This window comes from Thalassotalea sp. G2M2-11, assembly GCF_017168195.1.
Classification (GTDB): Bacteria; Pseudomonadota; Gammaproteobacteria; order Enterobacterales; family Alteromonadaceae; genus Thalassotalea_E.
The window spans coordinates 482,630-503,672 of the sequence record NZ_JADNYL010000001.1; the positions used below are offsets into that span (position 1 = coordinate 482,630).

21 protein-coding genes are annotated in these 21,043 nt (G+C 40.3%); 7 read left to right on the plus strand and 14 right to left on the minus strand.

Annotation, left to right across the window (positions count from 1 at the left end):
• The first annotated feature begins 6 nt into the window (after window positions 1–6).
• Window positions 7–1,203: a hypothetical protein gene (locus tag IV514_RS02120; RefSeq protein WP_206483256.1), complete on the plus strand. Its 1,197-nt coding sequence runs from the start codon at window positions 7–9 to the stop codon at window positions 1,201–1,203.
• Window positions 1,204–1,206: 3 nt separating this feature from the next.
• Window positions 1,207–3,651: an EAL domain-containing protein gene (locus IV514_RS02125; protein WP_206483257.1), complete on the plus strand. Its 2,445-nt coding sequence runs from the start codon at window positions 1,207–1,209 to the stop codon at window positions 3,649–3,651.
• A 36-nt stretch (window positions 3,652–3,687) separates the two neighbouring features.
• On the opposite strand, the gene IV514_RS02130 is transcribed toward IV514_RS02125, so the two are convergent.
• Together IV514_RS02130 and cutA are read right to left on the minus strand one after the other, a co-directional pair.
• Window positions 3,688–5,532 (minus strand): protein-disulfide reductase DsbD, encoded by a 1,845-nt coding sequence (locus IV514_RS02130; protein ID WP_206483258.1) that lies wholly within the window; start codon window positions 5,530–5,532, stop codon window positions 3,688–3,690.
• Complete coding sequence (gene cutA / locus IV514_RS02135) at window positions 5,529–5,843, minus strand: divalent-cation tolerance protein CutA (protein WP_206483259.1); 315 nt, start codon at window positions 5,841–5,843, stop codon at window positions 5,529–5,531. Before cutA ends, IV514_RS02130 begins: the two co-directional genes overlap by 4 nt.
• Before the next feature lie 153 nt (window positions 5,844–5,996).
• On the opposite strand from cutA, the gene IV514_RS02140 reads away from it, so the two are divergent.
• The 3 genes from IV514_RS02140 to groL all read left to right on the plus strand — a co-directional run bounded on the left by IV514_RS02140 (window position 5,997) and on the right by groL (window position 8,626).
• Window positions 5,997–6,518, plus strand: coding sequence for an FxsA family protein (locus IV514_RS02140; protein ID WP_206483260.1), 522 nt, complete (start codon window positions 5,997–5,999; stop codon window positions 6,516–6,518).
• Window positions 6,519–6,622: 104 nt separating this feature from the next.
• Window positions 6,623–6,913: a co-chaperone GroES gene (locus tag IV514_RS02145; RefSeq protein WP_206483261.1), complete on the plus strand. Its 291-nt coding sequence runs from the start codon at window positions 6,623–6,625 to the stop codon at window positions 6,911–6,913.
• Between the two features lie 66 nt (window positions 6,914–6,979).
• Window positions 6,980–8,626: a chaperonin GroEL gene (groL, locus tag IV514_RS02150; RefSeq protein WP_206483262.1), complete on the plus strand. Its 1,647-nt coding sequence runs from the start codon at window positions 6,980–6,982 to the stop codon at window positions 8,624–8,626.
• 158 nt (window positions 8,627–8,784) lie between these two features.
• Here the strand turns inward: groL and IV514_RS02155 are convergent, their stop codons facing one another.
• The 8 genes from IV514_RS02155 to IV514_RS02190 all read right to left on the minus strand — a co-directional run bounded on the left by IV514_RS02155 (window position 8,785) and on the right by IV514_RS02190 (window position 16,417).
• Window positions 8,785–9,207 (minus strand): hypothetical protein, encoded by a 423-nt coding sequence (locus IV514_RS02155; protein ID WP_206483263.1) that lies wholly within the window; start codon window positions 9,205–9,207, stop codon window positions 8,785–8,787.
• Between the two features lie 164 nt (window positions 9,208–9,371).
• Window positions 9,372–10,565, minus strand: a complete 1,194-nt coding sequence (locus IV514_RS02160) for an HNH endonuclease (RefSeq protein ID WP_206483264.1) — start codon at window positions 10,563–10,565, stop codon at window positions 9,372–9,374.
• A complete protein-coding gene (locus IV514_RS02165) occupies window positions 10,566–10,829 on the minus strand; it encodes a hypothetical protein (RefSeq protein ID WP_206483265.1) in 264 nt (87 codons plus the stop codon).
• A gap of 113 nt (window positions 10,830–10,942) precedes the next feature.
• The gene (locus tag IV514_RS02170; RefSeq protein ID WP_206483266.1) at window positions 10,943–11,896 is read right to left on the minus strand and encodes a hypothetical protein; all 954 of its coding nucleotides are present in this window, start codon (window positions 11,894–11,896) and stop codon (window positions 10,943–10,945) included.
• Window positions 11,897–12,441: 545 nt separating this feature from the next.
• A complete protein-coding gene (locus IV514_RS02175) occupies window positions 12,442–13,002 on the minus strand; it encodes a recombinase family protein (protein ID WP_206483267.1) in 561 nt (186 codons plus the stop codon).
• Window positions 13,003–13,144: 142 nt separating this feature from the next.
• Window positions 13,145–13,942 (minus strand): phospholipase D-like domain-containing protein, encoded by a 798-nt coding sequence (locus IV514_RS02180; RefSeq protein ID WP_206483268.1) that lies wholly within the window; start codon window positions 13,940–13,942, stop codon window positions 13,145–13,147.
• Between the two features lie 2 nt (window positions 13,943–13,944).
• Window positions 13,945–15,156, minus strand: coding sequence for a pentapeptide repeat-containing protein (locus IV514_RS02185; RefSeq protein ID WP_206483269.1), 1,212 nt, complete (start codon window positions 15,154–15,156; stop codon window positions 13,945–13,947).
• A gap of 10 nt (window positions 15,157–15,166) precedes the next feature.
• Window positions 15,167–16,417, minus strand: coding sequence for a tyrosine-type recombinase/integrase (locus tag IV514_RS02190; RefSeq protein ID WP_206483270.1), 1,251 nt, complete (start codon window positions 16,415–16,417; stop codon window positions 15,167–15,169).
• Window positions 16,418–16,758: 341 nt separating this feature from the next.
• Between IV514_RS02190 and IV514_RS02195 the strand changes: the two genes are divergently transcribed.
• A complete protein-coding gene (locus IV514_RS02195; protein WP_241242144.1) occupies window positions 16,759–17,247 on the plus strand; it encodes a DUF3016 domain-containing protein in 489 nt (162 codons plus the stop codon).
• Between the two features lie 109 nt (window positions 17,248–17,356).
• Here the strand turns inward: IV514_RS02195 and IV514_RS02200 are convergent, their stop codons facing one another.
• The 3 genes from IV514_RS02200 to epmB form a co-directional block, all read right to left on the minus strand.
• A complete protein-coding gene (locus IV514_RS02200) occupies window positions 17,357–18,367 on the minus strand; it encodes a DUF4382 domain-containing protein (RefSeq protein ID WP_206483271.1) in 1,011 nt (336 codons plus the stop codon).
• Window positions 18,368–18,462: 95 nt separating this feature from the next.
• Entirely contained in the window at window positions 18,463–18,768 is a 306-nt protein-coding gene (locus tag IV514_RS02205) for a hypothetical protein (RefSeq protein ID WP_206483272.1), read from the minus strand.
• A gap of 34 nt (window positions 18,769–18,802) precedes the next feature.
• On the minus strand, window positions 18,803–19,819 hold the full coding sequence (epmB, locus tag IV514_RS02210) for an EF-P beta-lysylation protein EpmB (protein WP_206483273.1): 1,017 nt from the start codon (window positions 19,817–19,819) through the stop codon (window positions 18,803–18,805).
• Window positions 19,820–19,867: 48 nt separating this feature from the next.
• Here epmB and efp point away from each other — a divergent pair, with 48 nt between their 5' ends.
• Window positions 19,868–20,437, plus strand: a complete 570-nt coding sequence (efp, locus tag IV514_RS02215; protein ID WP_206483274.1) for an elongation factor P — start codon at window positions 19,868–19,870, stop codon at window positions 20,435–20,437.
• 76 nt (window positions 20,438–20,513) lie between these two features.
• On the opposite strand, the gene IV514_RS02220 is transcribed toward efp, so the two are convergent.
• A complete protein-coding gene (locus IV514_RS02220; protein ID WP_206483275.1) occupies window positions 20,514–20,825 on the minus strand; it encodes a DUF4389 domain-containing protein in 312 nt (103 codons plus the stop codon).
• Window positions 20,826–21,043: the final 218 nt, after the last annotated feature.

Consider the following 21,043-nt stretch of genomic DNA (forward strand, 5'->3'; position numbering starts at 1 on the left):
CACATAGTGAAAAAAAGTTTTATACAGGGCGGTTTGTTTTTAGGAGCCTTGCTTAGTTTCTTTAGCTACAGCCAAGAATTAAACAATAAAAGCTGGCAAACGCATGGCTTTTTATCACAAGGTTTGATCAATGTTAATGGCACCAATTTTGTCACTGACAATGAAGGGATGTCGACTGATTTAACCGAGTTAGGTATCAATGCATCTTATCAATTAAATGATGTGGTGCGATTAACCGGGCAGGCAGTTTATTTAAATGGTGGTAACCGTTTTGTTGAAGGGGCAAGAATTGATTATGCGTTGATTGATTTTAGTGTCTTTCAAAATGAACACTGGCTGGTGAACTTTTATCTTGGTCGCTATAAGAATAATAACTGGTTGTATTCTAGTACCCGAGATGTCCCCCATGCTCGGCCCAGTATTATTTTACCTCAGTCTGTTTATTTTGATGGCTTTAGAGATATTGCCATGGGGAGTGATGGTGCGGCATTAAAGATCAGCTATAGTGGTGAACACATTGGTGATATCGATATTAATGTTAATTATGGTGCGTCTTCATTAAGTCGCAAAGATGCTAAACTTTTATTGGGCGATTCAGTGTCAGGTAAGGGGGAACAAGAATTTGATGCGCAATTTAGCATTTACTGGCAACCTGAGTTTTCACCTTGGCAATTTGGTTTTTCTTTACTTGATTCTGATTTTAACTATCAGCATGTCAGTACCGATATGTTTACTGATGCAGGTTTTAGCTTTCAGCAGTATACCGGTAATATTTTATATGAAGGAGAGAAGTGGCAATTTAGTACTGAATTCTTTCAACAAAACTTTTTGTTAACGGGCCTGTACTTTGATGGATTTAGTAAGAAGTCGATTGGTCAGGGAGCTTATCTTCAGGCGCAATATCAATATAGCAGTCATTTGTCTTTATTAGCGCGCGCTGAGCGTTTTTATGTGGATAAAGATGATAAAAATGGTAGTCAATTAGCTGCCGGATCATTTGGTTTAGTGCCGCATTATTTTGCCTATCAAAACGATCTAACCTTTGGGGTATATTACGATATTAATGCCTCACTTCGCTTGCAGATGGAGTATCATCATATTGCTGGTACTGCGCGTTTAACACCTATTGTTATGCCCGATGCTCAACGCAATGACCAAGAAGACTGGAATATTTTAGCGATGCAATTGATGTATTGGTTTTAGCTTATGAGCAAGTTATTTATCAGCGTATCGAACAAGTTATTATTGTTAGTCGTTGGCGCGTTAATGTTATTAAGTGCGGGCATCTCGGTAATGTCTATTGATCGTCTTAATAAAGAATTTAAGCGCTTTCAAATAGAAAAAATTGCTCAGGGGCAAGAGCAATTGAGAATACACAGCGAGGTCGCGAAAGAGCAATTAGGTTTATGGGTTGAGTCATTTAATGATGTGATACAACATAACGGTAGTGGTGGTGAGCAGGCGTTAGTGACTGCCTTAGATCGTCAATTTGATGCCTTGCAAATCAATCATAATGTTGAAAATATTTGGTTAATCAATCAAAGCGGTGAGCTACTTTATCAATCAAGTAAACTCGAACAAGATGTAAAGTTTGCGGCAGAATCTGCATTTAATGACCAGCAACCTTGGTATCAACTCACTTGTGCACAACAATGTTTGCAATTAATGGCAATTCCTCTGTTATCGACCAACGGGGAGCCCGTTGTGTTGGCAATGACCATCTCACTTATTGATATTATTTATTCAATAAATCAAGCGCTTAACAGTGAAATATCTATAGTTAGTTTTGAAAATTCTGCTCAAGCAATCATGTCTGATATTACTTTTATTTCGGCGTCAAATGCCAGAATGATGAAGCAGGTATTCCAGCAAATACCGCCAGAAAATCTAGTGAGCTCAGTGAAAGAGAAAGGCTTGCAAGTAAAGCTTGCCAAGCAGCATTATTTAATTAATTTGATCCCATTATCTGTGTCGGCAGAGCGTCAATACTTGTTGTTGTTAGTCGATGATGTGACCTCTATCGCTGAGGAATATCATCAGCATCGTTTACAGTTTTTACTTTCTGCCTTACTGATATTTATCACCCTTGCAATATTGGTTTTCTTTGTGACGAACCCTTTTGCTAACCGAATATTAAAATTATCTAATGCCTTGCCATTATTGGCACGCAAAGAGTTTGAAAAGTTTCGTTTGATCCAGCTAAACCGTCGTCGCTTGTTTGCTGATGAACTTGATAGTGTCGCGGATGCTGCAACAGAATTGAGCTTTGAATTGGAGCAGCTCAATATTGAGGTAGAACAGAAAACCAAAGAGCTGGAAAACATTGCGATGTATGATTTGTTAACCGGTTTACCTAATCGCAATATGTTGAATTACCAATTAAAAAAAGCCGTGGCGAATATTGCGCGTTATAAGCATGGTGTCGCGGTATTATTTTTAGATCTCGATGATTTTAAAAAAGTTAATGACAGTCACGGTCATGGTGAAGGTGATAAATTACTGATTGAAGCAGCTAAACGCGTTCGATTAAGCGTGCGCAACATTGATTTAGCGTGTCGTTTTGGTGGTGATGAATTTGTTGTGGTATTAAGTCATGTTAATAGTGAGCAAGATACCATTCCTGTTGCTCAGCAAATTTTGGAGCGCTTTAAAGAGCCAATAAAAATTGGTTCAAGTATTTTTTATGTTTCCACGAGTATTGGTATTGCTTTTAGTAACGATGAATTGACCAAACCAGAGCAATTAGTGAGTCAGGCGGATATCGCCATGTACGAAGCTAAAGATAACGGTGGCGATCAATTTCATATCTATCATCAGGATATGTATCAACGTGTTGCGTTCCGTGTGATGATGGAAACTGAAGTGCGACAAGCGTTAGCTAAAGGCCAGTTTAGCATTAGTTTACAGCCACAAGTGATGGCGAAAAACAATAAAATTTATGGCTTTGAAGCCTTATTGCGTTGGCAGCACCCCGAAAAAGGTATGATTTCGCCGGATGATTTTATTCCTATTCTGGAAAATTCTGAGCACATGGTAGAACTTGGTTATTGGGTGATCAGACGGTGTTTTGAAGTGGTACAGCAGTTACAGGCTATTGGGCTTAAGAATGTCCGTATTGCCATTAACTTATCTGCCGGACAATTTGTTGATGTTAACTTACCTCGGTATTTACAAGGTTTATTAAGAGAGTTTGCCTTACCAGCACGCCTTTTTGAATTAGAGCTGACAGAACAAACCTTAGTAAAAGATATTGATCGCGCCATCGATATGATGAATAACTTAAAAGAAATAGGCTTTTCCTTTGCTATTGATGACTTTGGTACGGGGTATTCTTCACTCGCTTATATCAAGAAAATGCCTGTTGATGTGATCAAAATCGATAAAAGTTTTATTTTTGGTATGCTAGAAAACCATGCCGATTATCAGATCATTACTTCAACCATCGCTATGGTGAAGAATTTAGGTTTGACCGTTGTTGCTGAAGGCGTTGAAAGTAGCGCGCAGTTAAGAAGTTTATCCGAGAGTAATTGCGATATTATTCAAGGCTATTACTTTTCTAAACCTATTCCAGATAGAGAGTTACTCGAGTTTATCGATAAGCAAGTGGTTGACGGCTTTTGGAAAACAACAGCGCAAACCATTGTGTCGTAGTGAACCTATGCTTAGTTCACTACGACTAAACAAGACTTAATCTTTAAAGAGGCGATTGACGTGCTCTGCGAATTCGTCTGGTCCCATAAATCCTGTGACGCGTTGTTGAGTTAACTCTTGGCCATTTAGATCAAAGAATAAAATTGAGGGTAATCCCAATATTTGATATTGGTCCATCATGGCGCGCGAATTAGGATCGCCCATGTCGGTTAGATCCATTTGAACGAGTACCGTATTTTTTAGTGCTTGTTTAACTTTCTGTGCGGTAAAGGTGTATTTCTCAAACTCTTTACAGGCAATACACCAATCGGCATAAAGATCTACCATGACGGTTTTGTTGCTGTCATTGGATTGCTTAACCAATTGGTGCAGTTCATCAAGCGATTTCACTTTGATAAATTTTTCTTCATGTTGCACTTGTGAAGCAGAGGAAGCCATATTTGGATAGATCAAATGATAAGCTTGTATCGCCCCATAAAACATCATTAAGAAAATCACTAAGCTACGCACACCAAACCATAAATTTGCTTTTGAGCCATGGTTGACCACATAAAAATAGCTAGCGGTTGTTAGCAATAGTGTTATCCATAAAATATTCGCGATAAGTTCAGGAATTAAACGTTCCAGTAAGAAAATAGGCACCGCGAGTAGTAAAAGGCCGAAAATGTTTTTGATGACATTCATCCAATTACCAGCTTTAGGTAATAATTTACCACCAGAGCTTCCTAAAATTAATAAAGGTAAACCCATGCCTAAACTCAATGCATAAAGGGCGAAGCCGCCGAGTAAAATATCACCCGACTGTGAGATATAAAGCAAGGCCCCTGTTAATGGCGCTGTGGTGCAAGGAGAAGCAACAAGGCCAGAAATAGCGCCCATGGATAATACTCCTAAATATGATCCCCCTTGTTGACTATTGCTTAAATTATTGAGCTTGTTCTGCCAGCTATTAGGAAGTGCTAAATTAAAGACGCCAAACATTGATAAGGCTAAAAAGATAAACAGAATGCTTAGGGTAATTAGTACATATGGGTGTTGAAACATAGCTTGAAATTGTGCGCCTGCTAGTGCCACAACAATCCCTAAAATTGTATAGGTAATGGCCATACCTTGAACATAAATAAAAGATAAGCTAAAGGCTTTTTTCGTTGATAACTTATCTTTTTGCCCAACAATAATACCGGTTAAAATAGGGTACATCGGGAAGACGCAAGGTGTGAAAGACAGTAATAATCCGCCAATGAAAAAGGCAATGAGGGTGAACAGCAGATCATTGCCTTTTAGCAAATCAACAAGTTGATGCTGCTCGCTATTTTCTGCTGATGATTGTTGTGAAATAGCTGAACTGTTACTAGGAGACTTTGACCCAGTCGACAGATTTAAAGCAGATAACACAGCGTTTGAGCCAGAGTGAATAGTATTTAACTCAATTGTTTTTATGATTGGCGGAAAGCATAACCCTGCTTCTGCGCAGCCTTGATAACGAACGTGAATTTTACCCTCTTCATCGACTGAACTGAGCGGCACTGTAAGCGATAACTGATCGACATATATTTGCTGTTTACCAAAAAACTCATCTTCATGATCTTTTCCAGTAGGTAAAGACACTGGATTGAACGTTATCTTTTCACCAGTAAATTTAAATTGTTTTTTGTACAGGTAGTAACCATCGGCGATATCAAACGTCAGAATTAACGTGTTGTTTTGCTGATCAAAATTAAAGACAAATGCTTGATCCGGTTTTAAAAATTCATCTTCATTATTGAATAAAGAGGAAGCAGATGTATCAAAAATCGAAGATTGACCGTATGTGCTTGGTATTGCGGCTAGTAACGTAGTTAATGAAACAAAGCATACGAGTAAAAAATTTCTATTTATCATTTGGTTAACGACTCATCTATCCATTGTAAATAAGAGTGATTGCCTTGTGCTATATCTAAAGCAATGATTTCTGGCGTATCATACGGATGCAATTGTGATATTTTATCACTAACATCGGTAAAGTGTTCAGTTTTTGTTTTAATTATCAGCTGCACTTCATCATCACAAGCTATTTTACCTTGCCACTGATAAATAGACTTGATCTTCGGCAAGATATTAACACAAGCGGCTAATTGCTCAGTCACCAGTGCGGATGCAATCTGTTCTGCTACTTGCGTATTGGGACAGGTTGATAAAACGACTTGGTACATTAATGACTTTTCCTTAAATGAAACTTAACACAAATACTGTGAGCTTATTTTTCTCTTTACGAGTGTAACAACAGCACCTACCTGATACCAGTTGCTTGAAATAGACCTGAATACCCCCATATAAGTTTCACCGTCTTTTTTTCTGGGTATTGCATGTTTAAAATTTTATTTTTCTTATTTATTGTTATTCCAATTATTGAAATTGCTGTGTTAATGCAAGTAGGTGCAATGCTTGGGGTTTGGCCAACAATTGCAATAGTTATTATCACAGCATGGCTAGGCGCTAAAAATGTTAAACAGCAAGGTATGGCCACCGTTCAATCGTTACAAAATAAAATGGCCATGGGAGAAATGCCCTCGGAAGATATTGTTGCTGGCTTATTACTGTTAGTTGCTGGTGTACTTTTGGTGACCCCCGGCTTTGTGACCGATATTTTTGGTTTATCGCTACTTATCCCGCAATTTAGAACGCTGTTAATTGGTGCAGTACAACGCCACTTAACCGTATCAAGTATTGGCGCTGGGCAAGGGTTTGCTTTTCATCATCATACCGTTTATGGCCAGCCAGAAGAGCGTAGTGTTAAACCTGATAGCGTTACTAATAAAGAGCCTAGTATTGGCACTCAACCCCATCGTGGACAAACCATTGATGGCGAGTATGAGCGAAAAGATTAAAAAATTTTATTGGGGGACTTGTGAAGTGATAAAACACCCCCATTTCTAACTCAAACAATTTTGTTAAACCCTAATAGTAAGTTTATATCTCAGGAGAGAAATCAATGAGCATTCGTCCATTACACGATCGCGTAATCATCAAACGTAAAGAAGTAGAGTCAAAATCTGCCGGCGGTATTGTTTTAACGGGCAGCGCTGCTGAGAAATCTACTCGCGGTGAAGTAGTAGCTGTTGGCAATGGCCGTATTTTAGAAAACGGTGAAGTGCGTGCTTTAGACGTAAAAGTTGGTGACCAAGTGATTTTTAATGAAGGTTACGGTGTTAAGACTGAAAAAATCGATGGTGAAGAAGTTTTGATTCTAAGTGAATCAGATATTTTAGCTATCGTTGAGTAACACAAAAATAATTTATTGATGATGTAGAGCTTAGCTCCATCTAAACTGAAATTTAAGGAATTTAAAATGGCAAAAGACGTATTATTTGGTAATGACGCACGCGTTAAAATGCTTAACGGTGTAAACATTCTAGCAGATGCAGTAAAAGTAACGTTAGGCCCTAAAGGCCGTAACGTTGTTTTAGACAAATCATTTGGTGGCCCAACAATCACTAAAGATGGTGTTTCTGTGGCAAAAGAAATCGAACTTGAAGACAAGTTTGAAAACATGGGCGCACAAATGGTGAAAGAAGTTGCTTCTAAAGCCAATGATGAGGCGGGTGACGGTACAACAACTGCGACAGTACTTGCACAATCAATTGTAACTGAAGGGTTAAAATCAATTGCTGCTGGCATGAACCCAATGGATCTTAAACGCGGTATCGACAAAGCGGTTATCGCAGCGGTTGAAGAATTGAAAGGTTTATCAACGCCATGTGCCGATAACAAAGCGATTGAGCAGGTAGGTACTATCTCAGCTAACTCTGATGAAACTGTTGGTAAAATCATTGCTACTGCAATGGAACGTGTTGGCACTGAAGGTGTTATCACCGTTGAAGAAGGCCAAGCATTAACTGACGAATTAGACGTTGTTGAAGGTATGCAGTTTGACCGTGGTTATTTATCACCATACTTCATTAACAATCAGGAAAGTGGTGCAGTTGAATTAGAAAACCCGTTCATTTTATTAGTTGATAAAAAAATCTCTAATATCCGTGAATTATTAACGACGTTAGAAGCGGTAGCTAAAGCAGGTAAGCCGTTATTAATTATTGCTGAAGACGTAGAAGGTGAAGCGTTAGCAACATTAGTTGTTAACAACATGCGTGGCATCGTTAAAGTAGCTGCAGTTAAAGCACCAGGTTTTGGTGACCGTCGTAAAGCCATGCTACAAGATATCGCAACATTAACTGCCGGTACGGTTATTTCTGAAGAAATTGGTATGGAGCTTGAAAAAGCAACATTAGAAGATTTAGGTCAGGCGAAACGTGTAGTGATCTCTAAAGACAACACAACTATCATCGACGGTATTGGAGAGCAAGCTGACATTGAAGCACGTGTTGGTCAAATTCGTGGTCAAATTGAAGAATCTTCTTCAGATTATGACAAAGAAAAACTTCAAGAACGTTTAGCTAAGTTAGCTGGCGGTGTTGCGGTAATTAAAGTTGGTGCAGCAACTGAAGTTGAAATGAAAGAGAAGAAGGCTCGTGTTGAAGATGCGTTACATGCAACTCGCGCAGCGGTTGAAGAAGGCGTAGTTGCTGGTGGTGGTGTTGCTTTAGTTCGTGTATCTGATGCAATTAAAAACTTAGAAGGTGCTAATGAAGACCAAACACATGGTATTAACGTAGCACTTCGCGCAATGGAAGCACCACTTCGTCAAATCGTATCTAACTGTGGTGATGAAGCGTCAGTAGTATTAAATGAAGTACGTAACGGTGAAGGTAACTATGGTTACAATGCTGGTAATGGCACTTACGGCAATATGTTAGAAATGGGTATTTTAGACCCAGCTAAAGTGACTCGCTCTGCATTACAGTTTGCGGCATCGGTAGCAGGTTTAATGTTAACAACAGAAGCTATGGTAACTGACGCTCCACAAAAAGATGCACCTGCAATGCCTGATATGGGCGGCATGGGTGGTATGGGCGGCGGTATGCCGGGCATGATGTAAGCCAGCCTTTCGGTTTGTATCTCTTTTAAATCAATGAGTTACAAAGCGTCGTAGACATTAATGTAGACAGTAAAGAGGGTGCTTGTTGGAGACAACGGCATCCTTTTTATTTAGATTCAAACTTATCTTTAAGCCAGTTGTTCAACTACAAAGCACTTTTACCGTTTGAGTAGGTCTTTTTCTGAATATAGTCCATTGAACATCGTGTGTACTTTTAACAGACAGTTTAAGGTCATATTATTATTTAGCTTGTTTTTCTCATAAGTTTGTTGGTCCCAGCCAATACAAATAAATGAGATAGCTCTAGATAGTTCTTTATCGTAACCGTCCTGTAAGAACATATTTTCGAGCTCCTTTCTAGCTTGTTCGACTTTATTTGTAACCCATTCTATTTGTCCGAGATCCTCTTTTCCTAAATTTCGAAGCACTATCGATTTGGCGAATTTTTGGTTTATATAGTCGATGTCATCGTCAGTTACACCATCGTACTCTTCAATTACTAGTTTCGCCCGTTTGACTCTTGCTTCTAGTGAAGCTTCGAATTGAATCTCGTTCCATTTTTTCTTAATCGAACTGAACAACTTATTATTTCCTTGCTTAACTTAATATTAGGTTTAGTTAAATAAATTCAGGTATTAATTGTCAACCTTTAAGTTAAAACAGGCATTAGCAACAATATAAAGGCGATCCCCAGAACCCTCTCACAATTTAAACGACGGGGCGAGAATTACCCTCGTGGTATGGCCTAGGAAGGACCCGTAGGCTTCTCTAAGCGTTTGATCGACTCGTAAAGGCGTTCTGTAAGTTTGGCTCGATTTACCCCATAATGGAGCTCTCGGTGACAGTTAGGGCATAGTGCTACAGCATTTGATATGACATCGGGCCCTCCGTCGGCAAGGCGTAATACGTGATGAACCTCTAAGAACGGGGAGCCATCATCTTTTTCGAATGGCGCTTTTTGTTTACAGCACTCGCAGTTCTTTTGGGCCACGTTTAAAACCCATGCGACAACGGCAGGGTCCCTAACGAATTGTGTGACGGGGGAGCTTGAAGTACCGGGTGACTGATTACCTTCTGGGGGGCTCTTTATGCCTTTTTTAAGGGATGCTCTAATTTTCTCCTCGAATGCGGCTACAGGCGGAGCAGAATTTCCCTCTAGTTCGTATATTAGTTCTTCGATAATGCTTGCGTTGGTAGGTCCAACATTCGAGGCTGGTTTAAGGCCATCTACCCATTCTCGGCCCATTAGCGACAATACGTGCGAGATGTTTTGCATCCTAAATTCAAAGGCTTTCCCGGTCCTATCGAAGCGCTCCTCAAGTTGTCTATAGACAGCCGCTTTATTGATTCGGTTACCTTGCATCTCTGCTGTACGTATTTCTAAGTATGCCTCAACCGATGCTCTTAATTCTTTACGGGTCCATGGGGCGGTTTGGACGGGCTTCGGCTTCACGTCGTTTTCGTTCCTAACTAAGTGACACTCCCCAGTATCTTCTGAGTAGGAATCTACAATCCATGGTTGCGAGTCTAACATTCTCGCTTTAGCTTCCTGCTTCCCATCCTTTCTATCTTTTCCGGCCATAATTATAGCTCTTATGGTCCAGCCGCCCAATGAAGCTACTCTTATCGCAGAGTCCATTGTTGCCGCTCTTCTTCTACGGTTGGGGTCTTGGTCTGTATCGGCTATTAACCGTAAATTTAGCCTTTGGCTGATTTGAGTGTTATCGACATAAAGCTCATCGAACCAAATGTTTAAAACTACTACCTTAGACTTAAAATCCCTAAAGCACCATTCGTAACAGTACTTAGGATTGCTGGCGGGAACTTTACAAGCTGTCCCATCTTCATTGGTGGTCCATGGAGTAACATCGATGCCTGCCTGTGCGACAAGATCAATTATTCTAGGAGAGTCCTTAGGGCGAAGTAATTCTATATCCATTTATTCACCCTTTGAGTTTTCGAGTATTAATTTACTAACAGAGTAGCAGGTCCCTAACGAGTTAACTTTGTCTTCAATTTCGCCCTCCAAGGGCATTAAATCAGGTTCACCGTCAGCATCAACACCATCTAACGTTATCCAAGATAATTCTGGTGCTATTAATCGACCATGTACTAAAAGAAACTCTAGACCATTAACCTCGTGAATTACTGCGTTGTCGGGTACAGTTATTTCGCATTCCATTTTAAACTTAAGAGTCTTCATTTTGTCCTTACTTATAGTTACCTAACATTCTTGAAAATACTAATCAGCAATAAGCTAAAGTTTTTTATATTTTAAAACAAGGCCATGCTAAAGGTTTTAGTTACGACCGTACTCTAGTCCTCCCCGAAAAGCTCTAGGAAGTCCTCGTCTGGTTTATCATTAAGCTTATCTTTTAGCCTACCAATTAATGCGTAAGCGGCTTTTAGGGCCACCTTTTCGTCATAGCCTTTAGCGGTCGCAGCGAAGTCTGTCAAGGCTTCTCGCTCCTTGCTTTGGCGTCGTTCTTCTTCTCGCTCCCTTTTAGCTAATAGCTCCGTTACGTCTCCAGTCTCTACGACCGACTTCCAGCCGACTACGGTCTCCTTTAGGGGGTAGCCCTTGGAGTCATATCGGGGGTTAATTAAGTCTACCGTGGGGGCTCTTAAATGCTCTCTAAGGGCGGCTATAACTTGCTCCGGGGGGAGTCCTTCGAGTTGAGCCTCCTCTCGGGCAAACTTAGCGGCATTCTTATATTCAGCTATGGTCGTGCGTCCGAAAGAGTGAGAAAACATTTTATACAATTGGTCGATAGACTTGTCCATAAGGAGGCCGTTAAGCATGAGGCGGAAGACGTGGGCCTTCTTTTCGTCCTGCGTTAAGAGTAACGGGTGCTTTTCGTTTGCCTCGTAAGCGGCGAGCATTAGGTCCGCCATAGTTTCGCCCTCTAGCTCCTCGATAGGGACGCGGGTCTCTAAGCCGTACTTTTTGACAATGGCCTTGTAACGTTGGTAACCGTCCACCAGCGCATAAGAGACGCCTTTAAGTTTCTTCTCGTAAGCCGTCGGTAGGTCTCTGGGGATCTTAGCGACTTTAAGCCGTTCTATGTTTGCTCCTATCGAAAACCCTTGAGGCGTTACCCTAGCCTTAAGAGCAGCCTCGCTGGTTAAAGCTTGTCGGTGGTCGTCTGTGAGTTTATCTAGGACCTTTTGTCGACCCTTTGAGCCTTTCCCTAGAGGACCGCGAGGAGTTATCTCGTCAATTAGTAAGATTTCCTTAAGGGGGACTTTGCGGGAGTTACCTCTAGGCATTAAGTTTTTCCGTAATTAATTAAAATTAAAATTGTAACGACAAGAACGTCATAAAGCCAGCAACAGCGAGGTCTAAGAGGTTTTTTAGGTCAACCTTAAGGACGTTCGATAAGGTATTTAAAAATCCGGATAAGTGTATCGAACAACTATTTTTTGTTCTTACGGTGCTTTGCTAAAAGTATGCAGCCCAAGGCCATTACAATGCCATTGTAGTAAAACGTTTGGTTCCATAAGCTCGCGAAGACGCTAGTTAGGCCAATTAATGCCCCCAATAAGTAAAGAGACGTCGATGAGAAGATCCCTAGCCCTTTTTGGCCCCTACCAAATAACAACCTAATAGACAGCAACAGCAATAAGACTCCGGCGGGTATCCCTATGACCTTCGCGGGGAAGTCATTTGACATAAAAACCAATATCAGGACACCTATAGAAACGAGCAAAGATATCCAACCCCAAAACCTTGCAGTTCGGGTCGACGTTTTTTCAATCAGTCGTTCAGGATCGGGAATAAACATCAGTGAGTTCTTTTCTTCTCGTGCTTGCTGCTATCTTAACGTTTTTATGATTTTAAACACAGTCGTCTTGCCGATTCCCGTCTCTCTGATTATCTGTGCGGGCTTAACGCCTTCTAAGTAAAGCTTTCTAACTTGCTTCTTCTTCTCCTCGGACACTGGCGCTCGGCCCTTATAGACGCCCTTCTCTTTGGCCTTGGCGATACCTTCTAGCTGACGTTCTTTACGAAGGTTGGTCTCGAACTCAGCGAAAACCCCGAGCATATCGAGGAAAGCCTTCCCGGCGGCGCTCTTTGTGTCGATTGGTTGTTCCGTTGCTTCGAGGTGAACTCCTCGGACTTTTAGGTCGTGGACTATGTCTTGTAAATCTTTAAGTGAGCGAGCTAGACGGTCTATTCTGGTCACGACAAGAGTGTCGCCTTCGCGTAACACTTCGAGGACTAAGGACAACTCGGAGCGGCCTTCTCGGGTTATTCCGGACGCCTTCTCCTCGAATATACGGTTGCATTTAGCCGCCTCTAGAGCTTCTCGTTGAATGCTGGTGGATTGGTCTAGTGTCGATACTCGGGCGTAACCGTAACGGTGTGCAGTCATTAGGGGACCTTATCAAAATAGTTCGTTTAGAGTCTAAAGGTCAGCATCCTATGATGGAGTTCATGGAGATGCAAGTCTAAACGAACTTTATTTTGGTTCGGCCTAATGGTTCGTTACGGCTATAGTCAAAAAGAACTCTTCTTTAATAGTAATCTTTTTCGTATAAATGTTTAGCTGCATCGGCGTCCTCTAGCATTTTGTATGTATGCTCATTATGTTCGCTCAACGATTTAAGTGTTTCATAATTCCATTTTATTTCTTCACCGCTCATTGAGCTTTCGAGGAATTGAGGCGCAATATCATCCTTACAAAATTGATTTAGAGGTTCACTTAATGTAGCTATACGCTGCCACTCTCTATAAAAGAGGTTTGCGACTTTCGGGTCATTAATAAATATAACGTTTTCTCTTGAGTAAGGTGCATTGTCTGAAAAGTTAAAAGAGCCAGTAACAATCTTTTCAGCACTAATTGTTCCATCATTATCGTAGTTACAAAATACTAAAAACTTTTGATGTGATAGAGGATATCGTTTTCTTGTTTCATTATCGTCGCCAACTTCTTCATACGGCTCTGTTGATAAACCAAAAAGTCTAATAGGGTCTTTATTATTGATTTGTTTTACATCTGGAGATGTTAACAGGTATAAATCGCCAAAAGTGGAAGGGTCAAATTTAAAAGCTGTTAAGTTAGAACTCGAATCCTTTAAGAATCTCTGTTTTTTGAGAGAACTTTTCTTATCGACGATAATGCACACTTCCTTTTCATTTGAGGATAAAGCTTCAATAATTTTTTCATTTGAAAGAGTCAGGGTGCAGCCAACGATTAAATTATGTTTCTCTATTTCTTTACAGACTTCTAGTTCTATATTGTCGAATACTACTTTTAGTAAAGAGTCTTCATACGAAGAATTACTATCATCAAAAAGGCTATTAATGTTCATCGTTAGCTCCTGCTTGCGACTTTGTTAGCGAGAATAGAAATTAGTAAACCGAGCATAACAAAGCCGATGATTACTTCTAAAATTACGACTCCCATCGCCAAAGAGTTGATAGGCGTTATGTCGCCAAACCCCAATGTTGTAAAGGTTACTACCGAATAATAGAAAAATGGGAAGAAATCACCCGCTTTAATAAGTTTAGTAATCTGATCATTAAACGTGAACCCATCAACTCCGATATTAAAATAGGCAATGGCAAAAATTAACGCAATTACCAATGACCAAACGGACCACAATCGCATGGAACGTCCGCAGTCGGAGGATATTAACCATAGTTTGTACCAGTGAGGATGGGCTGACGAAAACTCTTCGACATAAGCCTCTTCGTTAATTGCTTTTTTAAATCTTTCATTTCCATACGAACCATCTATTCGACACCCGACATAATTTGACTCTCTTTTACTATTAAAGGCCTCTTTAAGGCGTTTAAAGTAGCCTTGTTGTTTGCCTATCGCTCCCGCCAAGTTAGAGTTAACGAAGGTCGCCAGTTTAAGCCGTGCTAATGAAAAGTTTGCGGCAGTTAAGTCGGAACCTACAAACTCGGCATTTGACAAAGAGCAGCCCGAAAAGTCTGCACCGGATAGACTGACTGATTTGAATTTCGCACCTACCGCTGTAGACTCTTTAAAAACAGTTGAAATCATATTGCTATCGCTAAAGTCTGTGCCACTAAGCTCACTGTAAGAGAGGTCATGTTGTTGAAGGAAGTTGTGAGTTAAATCGCAACGGATAAAAGTAACACCGTTTAACTTAGCGGGAGGCTCGAAAAAACCACCGAATTTAGCCTTTGTCAGCTTAACTTCCGCGAATTTGGCCTCACTCAAGTCACAGGCGCTAAAGTTCACTTCCGACATATCGCATTTATAAAATAATGCATTTTTAAAGAGTGCGCCTCGTAGGTCTGCTTGTCCAAAATTAAGAGCAGTAAAGTGAGACGGGCGATGCTCTTTACTTTCTTGTCCGTTTACGAAAGCGACTCCTCCCACAGCTTCAAGTCCACCTCCTTTATGGAATTTTACTCTCATACTCTGTGGGGCATGTTCATAATCGCAATCTATAATTTCGTTATTAAAATCGGCCTGTTGCCCTTCGCTGCCTTCTGAGTTTAGCCAAAGTTGGTGGTTCTTAATTATTAAATCTAATTCTTCCTGAGTCATTTTTAGTCCTTTACCAAATAATCTTTTCGACGCACTTATCGTACGCTTCTTTTAATTGTTTAAGTTCGTAACCTTTCGAGTAGTATCCGTAGGTCATTGTATTGCCTCGTTTATGGCCGATTATGGCGGCGGCCTTTAATTCCTCGACCTCGGCTTGTTGCATGGCCGTGGCGAACATAACTCGAAATGAGTGGAATGACTTTGCGGAGTCGGTCGATATGTGTTCGGTCTTAATTCGTGAGAACCATCGACTGGCGTCTTTCCCTTCGATACCAAACAGCCTTTCACCTTTAGTTTTTTTCTCGGCTAAAGCTTCAAGGCGCTCTCCTAAATCGTCTGTAACGGGTACTAACCGGGTTGACGCAGATGTCTTTCCTTCCTCGATAAAAATAGCCGACACGCCTTCTCGGCTAATGACATGCTCGGGAGTAAGGTTGCATAGCTCTGAGATACGACAACCTGTAAAAATACCAAGCTCCAACAATAGGCGCTTAATAGGGTCGTCCGTCGCTACGTTGTTTTTAATCCAAGTCATTTCCTCGACCGTAAAGGGCTGCTTTTGGTTCCGCTCGTCATTCCCTACGAAGATATGGCCATCGAACGGACTCTCTCCTGATACTTCTCCTAGGCTCTTACAATAGTTCCATATCGAGCGTAGACGACTTATTTTACCTTGTACCGTTGCTCTGGCCTTGGTCGCTTGTAGAACCTCGATAAAATCGTGAACCTGTCGATTAGTTATATCGCTGATCTGTATGTCGAAAAGGTTTAAAAATTCTAGGAATTCGTAGGCCGTTTTCTTAATCTTAGAAACTGTATCGGCAGTCTTTGTAGTTTTAAATTTTCTCGTCCATGCTTCGACACCTTCTTTGAGCGTAATGCCGTACTTGTGTCGTTGATCTTGGTAGCCGTTAACCGTTGTGTAGGCGTCGAGAGCTGCGTCATCGCCTTTACGTTGCATTTCTCGAGCGTCGAGAGGCGCATCCCACTCCCCCGGGTTACGTTCTTTTTCATAGGAGAACTCTTGGACTAACTCTAAGAAGCGGTGACGATCTGGATTGAATGAGTTGAACTTTTGTTCCTCTAGTTTGCCGTTGAGAATATCCCGCTTTGCGCGAGCCTCTCGAATGTCCCCTGTGTTTAGGCTTTGAGATAATATCGTTTGTCCTTTGAAGCGCTCTCTAAGGGCCGTAGGGACTCGTCTTTGATACCACCATACATTTCCCCTTAGTTTTAAATATTGGTTCTCTTTTTTCGCCATGTAGCCGCTATTGTAGTCATTGTTATAGACAGTAATGTTAACACTAAGCCTTATTTAACGGCAACTTACGGGGGATGTGGTGAATGGGTCGGTATGATGTAATCATCCTTCTATGATTTCATAGAAACTCATAACCTTTCAAAAACCCCGTAAACTAATGTTTATGGGGTTTTTTTATTTATATTGTTATGTTCCTTTATTTTTTATCGTTCGAGTTTTTTCTTATCAATTTATTACTAATAGATTGATAAATAAGATATAAATTATCCTTAACAAATAATTACATAACTTTTGGTTAAAATCCGGTCTAATATAAATGTCAGTAACAGAAAAAGGGGCAAATGATGAATAAGTTAGCCAAGTCTATTACCTTAGCTGTGTCGCTATTAGTTATGACAAATGCACAAGCTGGTGTGAGTGAAGTTACCTGGTCTAATCCCGATAAATATCGGGATGTTGATGTAGGAGAAGGTCATAGAGCGAAGTTTAAAGCACGAGTATTTGCTGAGTTTGAACAGCATTTTGCTAAATTAGCCAGTCAGTTACCTGAAGGGCAAACCTTAAAAATAGTGGTTAAAGATGTTGACCTAGCGGGTGATGTCAATCATGGCGGTATGCACCGTATTCGAGTGGTCAAAGAGCTATTCTATCCACGATTGAAGTTTAGCTATCAATTATTGGATGGGAATCAACAGTTGCTCTCATCTGATGAGATCAATTTAACTGATATGAATTTTATGCTTGGTGCACGTTTGAAATACCATAACGATCAATTGAGTTATGAAAAACGTATGTTGGATGACTGGTTTGCTGATACTTTTAATCAATGAGGGAGTATCAACCGTAAATAGGGAAATTTTTTAACCAACAAAAAAAGCCGAAAATTCAATTTTCGGCTTTTTTATTTTGTGGGCTGTGACTTTAAAACAGCGTCTCAGATTATTGAGTGATTGGGAAGTCCTGAGTAGCTACGGCTTCATTTTCAACCGTCACTGTGATGACTTCCGTTTCAGGGTTTGGCAGAGTAATATCACCATCATATTTTTCTGGGTCATCGCCTTCTTCACCTGAGTTACAAGCGTAAACCAAAGTGTATTGACCACTAGGGACAAAACCAAATTCGTATTGGTAAGTTTGGCTGTCATCATCAAAACTTGGTGAGGTTGAATCTATTGGTGCAATGGCATTGTCAGGCGCACCATGATTAGCTTCTTCACTATCAAAGTTGTCTGCTAATAGGCTGGTATCTAAATCAGTACCTTCATATAGATAAATCATATTATTGTCAGCCATACAATCAACACCAGATTGGTTAATGGTATCAAGAGCAACAACGCCAGAAATAGTGCCTGACTCACTATTGTCTACAACACGAACACCGGTAGGTTTTAAGATATAGCGATCTGGCCCAGTGTTATACGTCATTGAACGGCGCAAGTTAAACTCAATGGTTAATGCGGTAGTGTCATTGCCTTCGCTAAAGCTAACACCACCAAGTTTTAAGGTATCACTAGGCAATTTAATTGCTTTAATGTCGCCATCTTTTTCCAATAAATAGGTGGCTTCGATATCATCATCAAGGATACCAACAATAACTTGATTGTAATCACCGACATCAATCATCTCACCTTCGAGGATGTTGATTTGAGCACTGCCTTGGTATTGAAGTAAATCAATTTGTACTGTGTCGGCATTTTCAATGCCGAGTTCACTATTATTAAAGGTATCAAATACCACATCATCATTACCATCTCTTTTGAACGTGATGGTATCAATAGTAACGACTACTGCATCGGCATCATCCACTGGCGCATCAGAAATACCCAGAGTTAAGCTAGTTTGGCTCGTGCCTGTTGGTGTGGTGGTATCAGAGCTACTGCTACCACCTCCACAAGCAGTTAATAAAAAAGTACAGCATAATAAAAAAGTACTACGAGCATGATTGTTCATCAGTTTCACCTTATTGTTTATGTGTTTATCCGGTTAAGTATAGGTTATTTGTAGCGTCTCTGTGTAGTGAGTGTCACATCTTGTTACAAGGTATGTTACTCAGTATATGTCTGTTCAAAATTAGCCAGTACAGTAAATAATTGTTCAATACGTTTAACGATTGAAATAAGCAGTTGTTTATCTTGTGATTGCTGCCATTTTAATAAGTCATCAGCGACTTCTTCAACATAAGGTTGAAAGGTATTGGCAGAGCTATTAAAGCCCGCATCTTTTTTGAAGATAGCGTCAAAACCGGCCATCTTTTTTTCTCTAAGATCGGTTAAAGTGGCATCAGCAGCCAATGATTTCTTTAAAATGATGGAGATATTATCAATTAATTGTTGGTTAACAGTTGCAGTCATAAGCTCATATTGGGTTGGTCAAAAAACGCCGCTATTATGCCAAATTTAATGGCGTTTTGTTAGCTTCTCCCGCAATTTCTCGCACCACTTTTGGCATTAAAAACCCAGGTAATCTTGCCATCATTGCTTTGACAATTGATTGAGCCTTTTCATCATTGATATTAAAGTGCGCAACCCCTTGTACTTTATCAAATAAATGTAAGTAATAGGGTTGGATACCACTGTCAAACAATTGCTCACTGAGTTGACAAAGCGTGTCTACATTATCGTTAACTCCTTTGAGTAAAACGCTTTGATTAAACAAAGGGATGCGAGCTGCTTTAAGCGGCTCAATGGCTGTGCGTACTGAGGAATCAATTTCATTAGCGTGGTTGATGTGAAAGACAATGGTGGCTTTTAATCGTGACTGTTGCAATAGCGAGACAAATTCATCGGTGATGCGTTGCGGTATAACAATCGCCATGCGGGTATGAAACCTTAAACGAGTCACATGCGGGATAAGTTCTATTTGTTTAACTAACCAGCTTAAGTGAGCATCGCTGGCCATTAATGGGTCACCACCACTAAAAATAACTTCGTTAATCTCTTTGTGTGCAGCTATGTATGTTAGCGCATGCTGCCATCTCTGTTTATTTGGACTGTTATCCTGATAGGGAAAGTGGCGACGGAAGCAATAGCGGCAATTGATGGCACAACCGGCTTTCACTATCATTAATACTCTGTGCTTGTATTTGTGTAGTAGTCCTTCAGCGACAGTGTCATGTTCGGCTAATGGATCAAGGCTGAAACCATCGGTTTCGATAAACTCATCTGACAAAGGCATGACTTGTTTTAGCAAGGGATCATTGATATCGCCTTGGTTCATACGGCCAATGAAGCTTTGGGGAACTCGTACCGGAAATAACTTTCGAGCACTAAAATGCTGCAAGTACTTCTCGGGGGCGATATTGAGCATTTGTAGCAGTGTTTTTGGATCTGTCACAACATTTGCTAATTCTTTTTGCCAAGAATTGTGCAAATTGTTACTGATTTGGGTTATTATTTGCGGCATTTCTTAATTCTACTTAACTCTCTGCGTTAATAAAAAGAGATCTATCTTATGGCGAACTATAGTACTAACCAATTTAAAGCCGGTCTAAAATTAATGATCGATGGCGAACCATGTAACATTTTGGAAAACGAAATTGTTAAACCGGGTAAAGGCCAAGCATTTAACCGTGTCAAAATTCGTAAATTAATTTCAGGCAAAGTCCTAGAGAAAACGTTTAAGTCTGGCGAATCAGTTGAAGGCGCGGACGTAATGGATTCTGAACTAGGATATTTATATGCCGACGGTGAATTCTGGCATTTTATGAATAATGAGACCTTTGAGCAAGTTGCAGCGGATGAAAAAGCCATTGGTGATGTCGCCAAATGGTTAGTGGAAGGCGATATTTGTACTATTACTTTCTGGAATGGTAACCCAATTTCGGTTGAGCCACCTAACTTTGTTGAACTGGAAATTACAGAAACCGACCCTGGCTTAAAAGGTGATACTGCGGGAACCGGCGGAAAGCCTGCTACGTTAAGCACGGGGGCTGTAGTACGTGTGCCTTTATTTGTGCAAATTGGTGAAGTGGTAAAGGTTGATACTCGCTCAGGCGAATACGTATCGCGTGCCTCTAAGTAATCAACTGTCGGTAAGACGGTAAAGTCAGTATGAGAAAGCTCGCAATTTTGCGAGCTTTTTTATTGAATTTACTCTATTAACTTCTAGGTGTGTAGCGATATACTGGTTTGCTGTCTGGCCAACTATTGAATGGAAAAGGGTACTTATCTGAGTTGACGGTTAAGAATTGATTAATTTGAAAAATATAATTGTTTAAGCTTTCACCAAATATTTTGAGTGGCGTATTAGCTTTTCGAGTTAATAACAACGAGAAAAACTGAAAAACAGCAATAATGGTGATCAAAAACCGTGCAAAGCCACCGATAAAACCAAAGATGAGCATAAAAATCCCTCTTAGCCATACACTAGTGTTTAACCAATTCTTACTGCTTGTTTGCTCAATACTCATGTTTTTTACCTCATTTACTATGGTTCAATATTAATAAGCAAAAATAAAACCATTTAATTAAGTACTATATATCAATAAGTTAATTTTTATAGAAATGACAACAGTGGCAAAAAGCACTATTGTTGAGTGAGTTTGACCAAGTAAATTGACTTTCTAGTTCTAGCTCAAGCGTTAGCATAAAAAAAGCCTGCGCTTTGCAGGCTTATTTGAGCTCTTGT

What these genes read in the sequence shown, in the direction of transcription:
- IV514_RS02125 (WP_206483257.1), top strand. Translation starts at nt 1,207, where the DNA reads ATGAGCAAGTTATTTATCAGCGTATCGAACAAGTTATTATTGTTAGTC.
- IV514_RS02130 (WP_206483258.1), bottom strand. Translation starts at nt 5,532, where the DNA reads ATGATAAATAGAAATTTTTTACTCGTATGCTTTGTTTCATTAACTACG.
- cutA (WP_206483259.1), bottom strand. Translation starts at nt 5,843, where the DNA reads ATGTACCAAGTCGTTTTATCAACCTGTCCCAATACGCAAGTAGCAGAA.
- IV514_RS02140 (WP_206483260.1), top strand. Translation starts at nt 5,997, where the DNA reads ATGTTTAAAATTTTATTTTTCTTATTTATTGTTATTCCAATTATTGAA.
- IV514_RS02145 (WP_206483261.1), top strand. Translation starts at nt 6,623, where the DNA reads ATGAGCATTCGTCCATTACACGATCGCGTAATCATCAAACGTAAAGAA.
- groL (WP_206483262.1), top strand. Translation starts at nt 6,980, where the DNA reads ATGGCAAAAGACGTATTATTTGGTAATGACGCACGCGTTAAAATGCTT.
- IV514_RS02160 (WP_206483264.1), bottom strand. Translation starts at nt 10,565, where the DNA reads ATGGATATAGAATTACTTCGCCCTAAGGACTCTCCTAGAATAATTGAT.
- IV514_RS02165 (WP_206483265.1), bottom strand. Translation starts at nt 10,829, where the DNA reads ATGAAGACTCTTAAGTTTAAAATGGAATGCGAAATAACTGTACCCGAC.
- IV514_RS02170 (WP_206483266.1), bottom strand. Translation starts at nt 11,896, where the DNA reads ATGCCTAGAGGTAACTCCCGCAAAGTCCCCCTTAAGGAAATCTTACTA.
- IV514_RS02175 (WP_206483267.1), bottom strand. Translation starts at nt 13,002, where the DNA reads ATGACTGCACACCGTTACGGTTACGCCCGAGTATCGACACTAGACCAA.
- IV514_RS02180 (WP_206483268.1), bottom strand. Translation starts at nt 13,942, where the DNA reads ATGAACATTAATAGCCTTTTTGATGATAGTAATTCTTCGTATGAAGAC.
- IV514_RS02185 (WP_206483269.1), bottom strand. Translation starts at nt 15,156, where the DNA reads ATGACTCAGGAAGAATTAGATTTAATAATTAAGAACCACCAACTTTGG.
- IV514_RS02190 (WP_206483270.1), bottom strand. Translation starts at nt 16,417, where the DNA reads ATGGCGAAAAAAGAGAACCAATATTTAAAACTAAGGGGAAATGTATGG.
- IV514_RS02195 (WP_241242144.1), top strand. Translation starts at nt 16,759, where the DNA reads ATGATGAATAAGTTAGCCAAGTCTATTACCTTAGCTGTGTCGCTATTA.
- IV514_RS02200 (WP_206483271.1), bottom strand. Translation starts at nt 18,367, where the DNA reads ATGAACAATCATGCTCGTAGTACTTTTTTATTATGCTGTACTTTTTTA.
- IV514_RS02205 (WP_206483272.1), bottom strand. Translation starts at nt 18,768, where the DNA reads ATGACTGCAACTGTTAACCAACAATTAATTGATAATATCTCCATCATT.
- epmB (WP_206483273.1), bottom strand. Translation starts at nt 19,819, where the DNA reads ATGCCGCAAATAATAACCCAAATCAGTAACAATTTGCACAATTCTTGG.
- efp (WP_206483274.1), top strand. Translation starts at nt 19,868, where the DNA reads ATGGCGAACTATAGTACTAACCAATTTAAAGCCGGTCTAAAATTAATG.
- IV514_RS02220 (WP_206483275.1), bottom strand. Translation starts at nt 20,825, where the DNA reads ATGAGTATTGAGCAAACAAGCAGTAAGAATTGGTTAAACACTAGTGTA.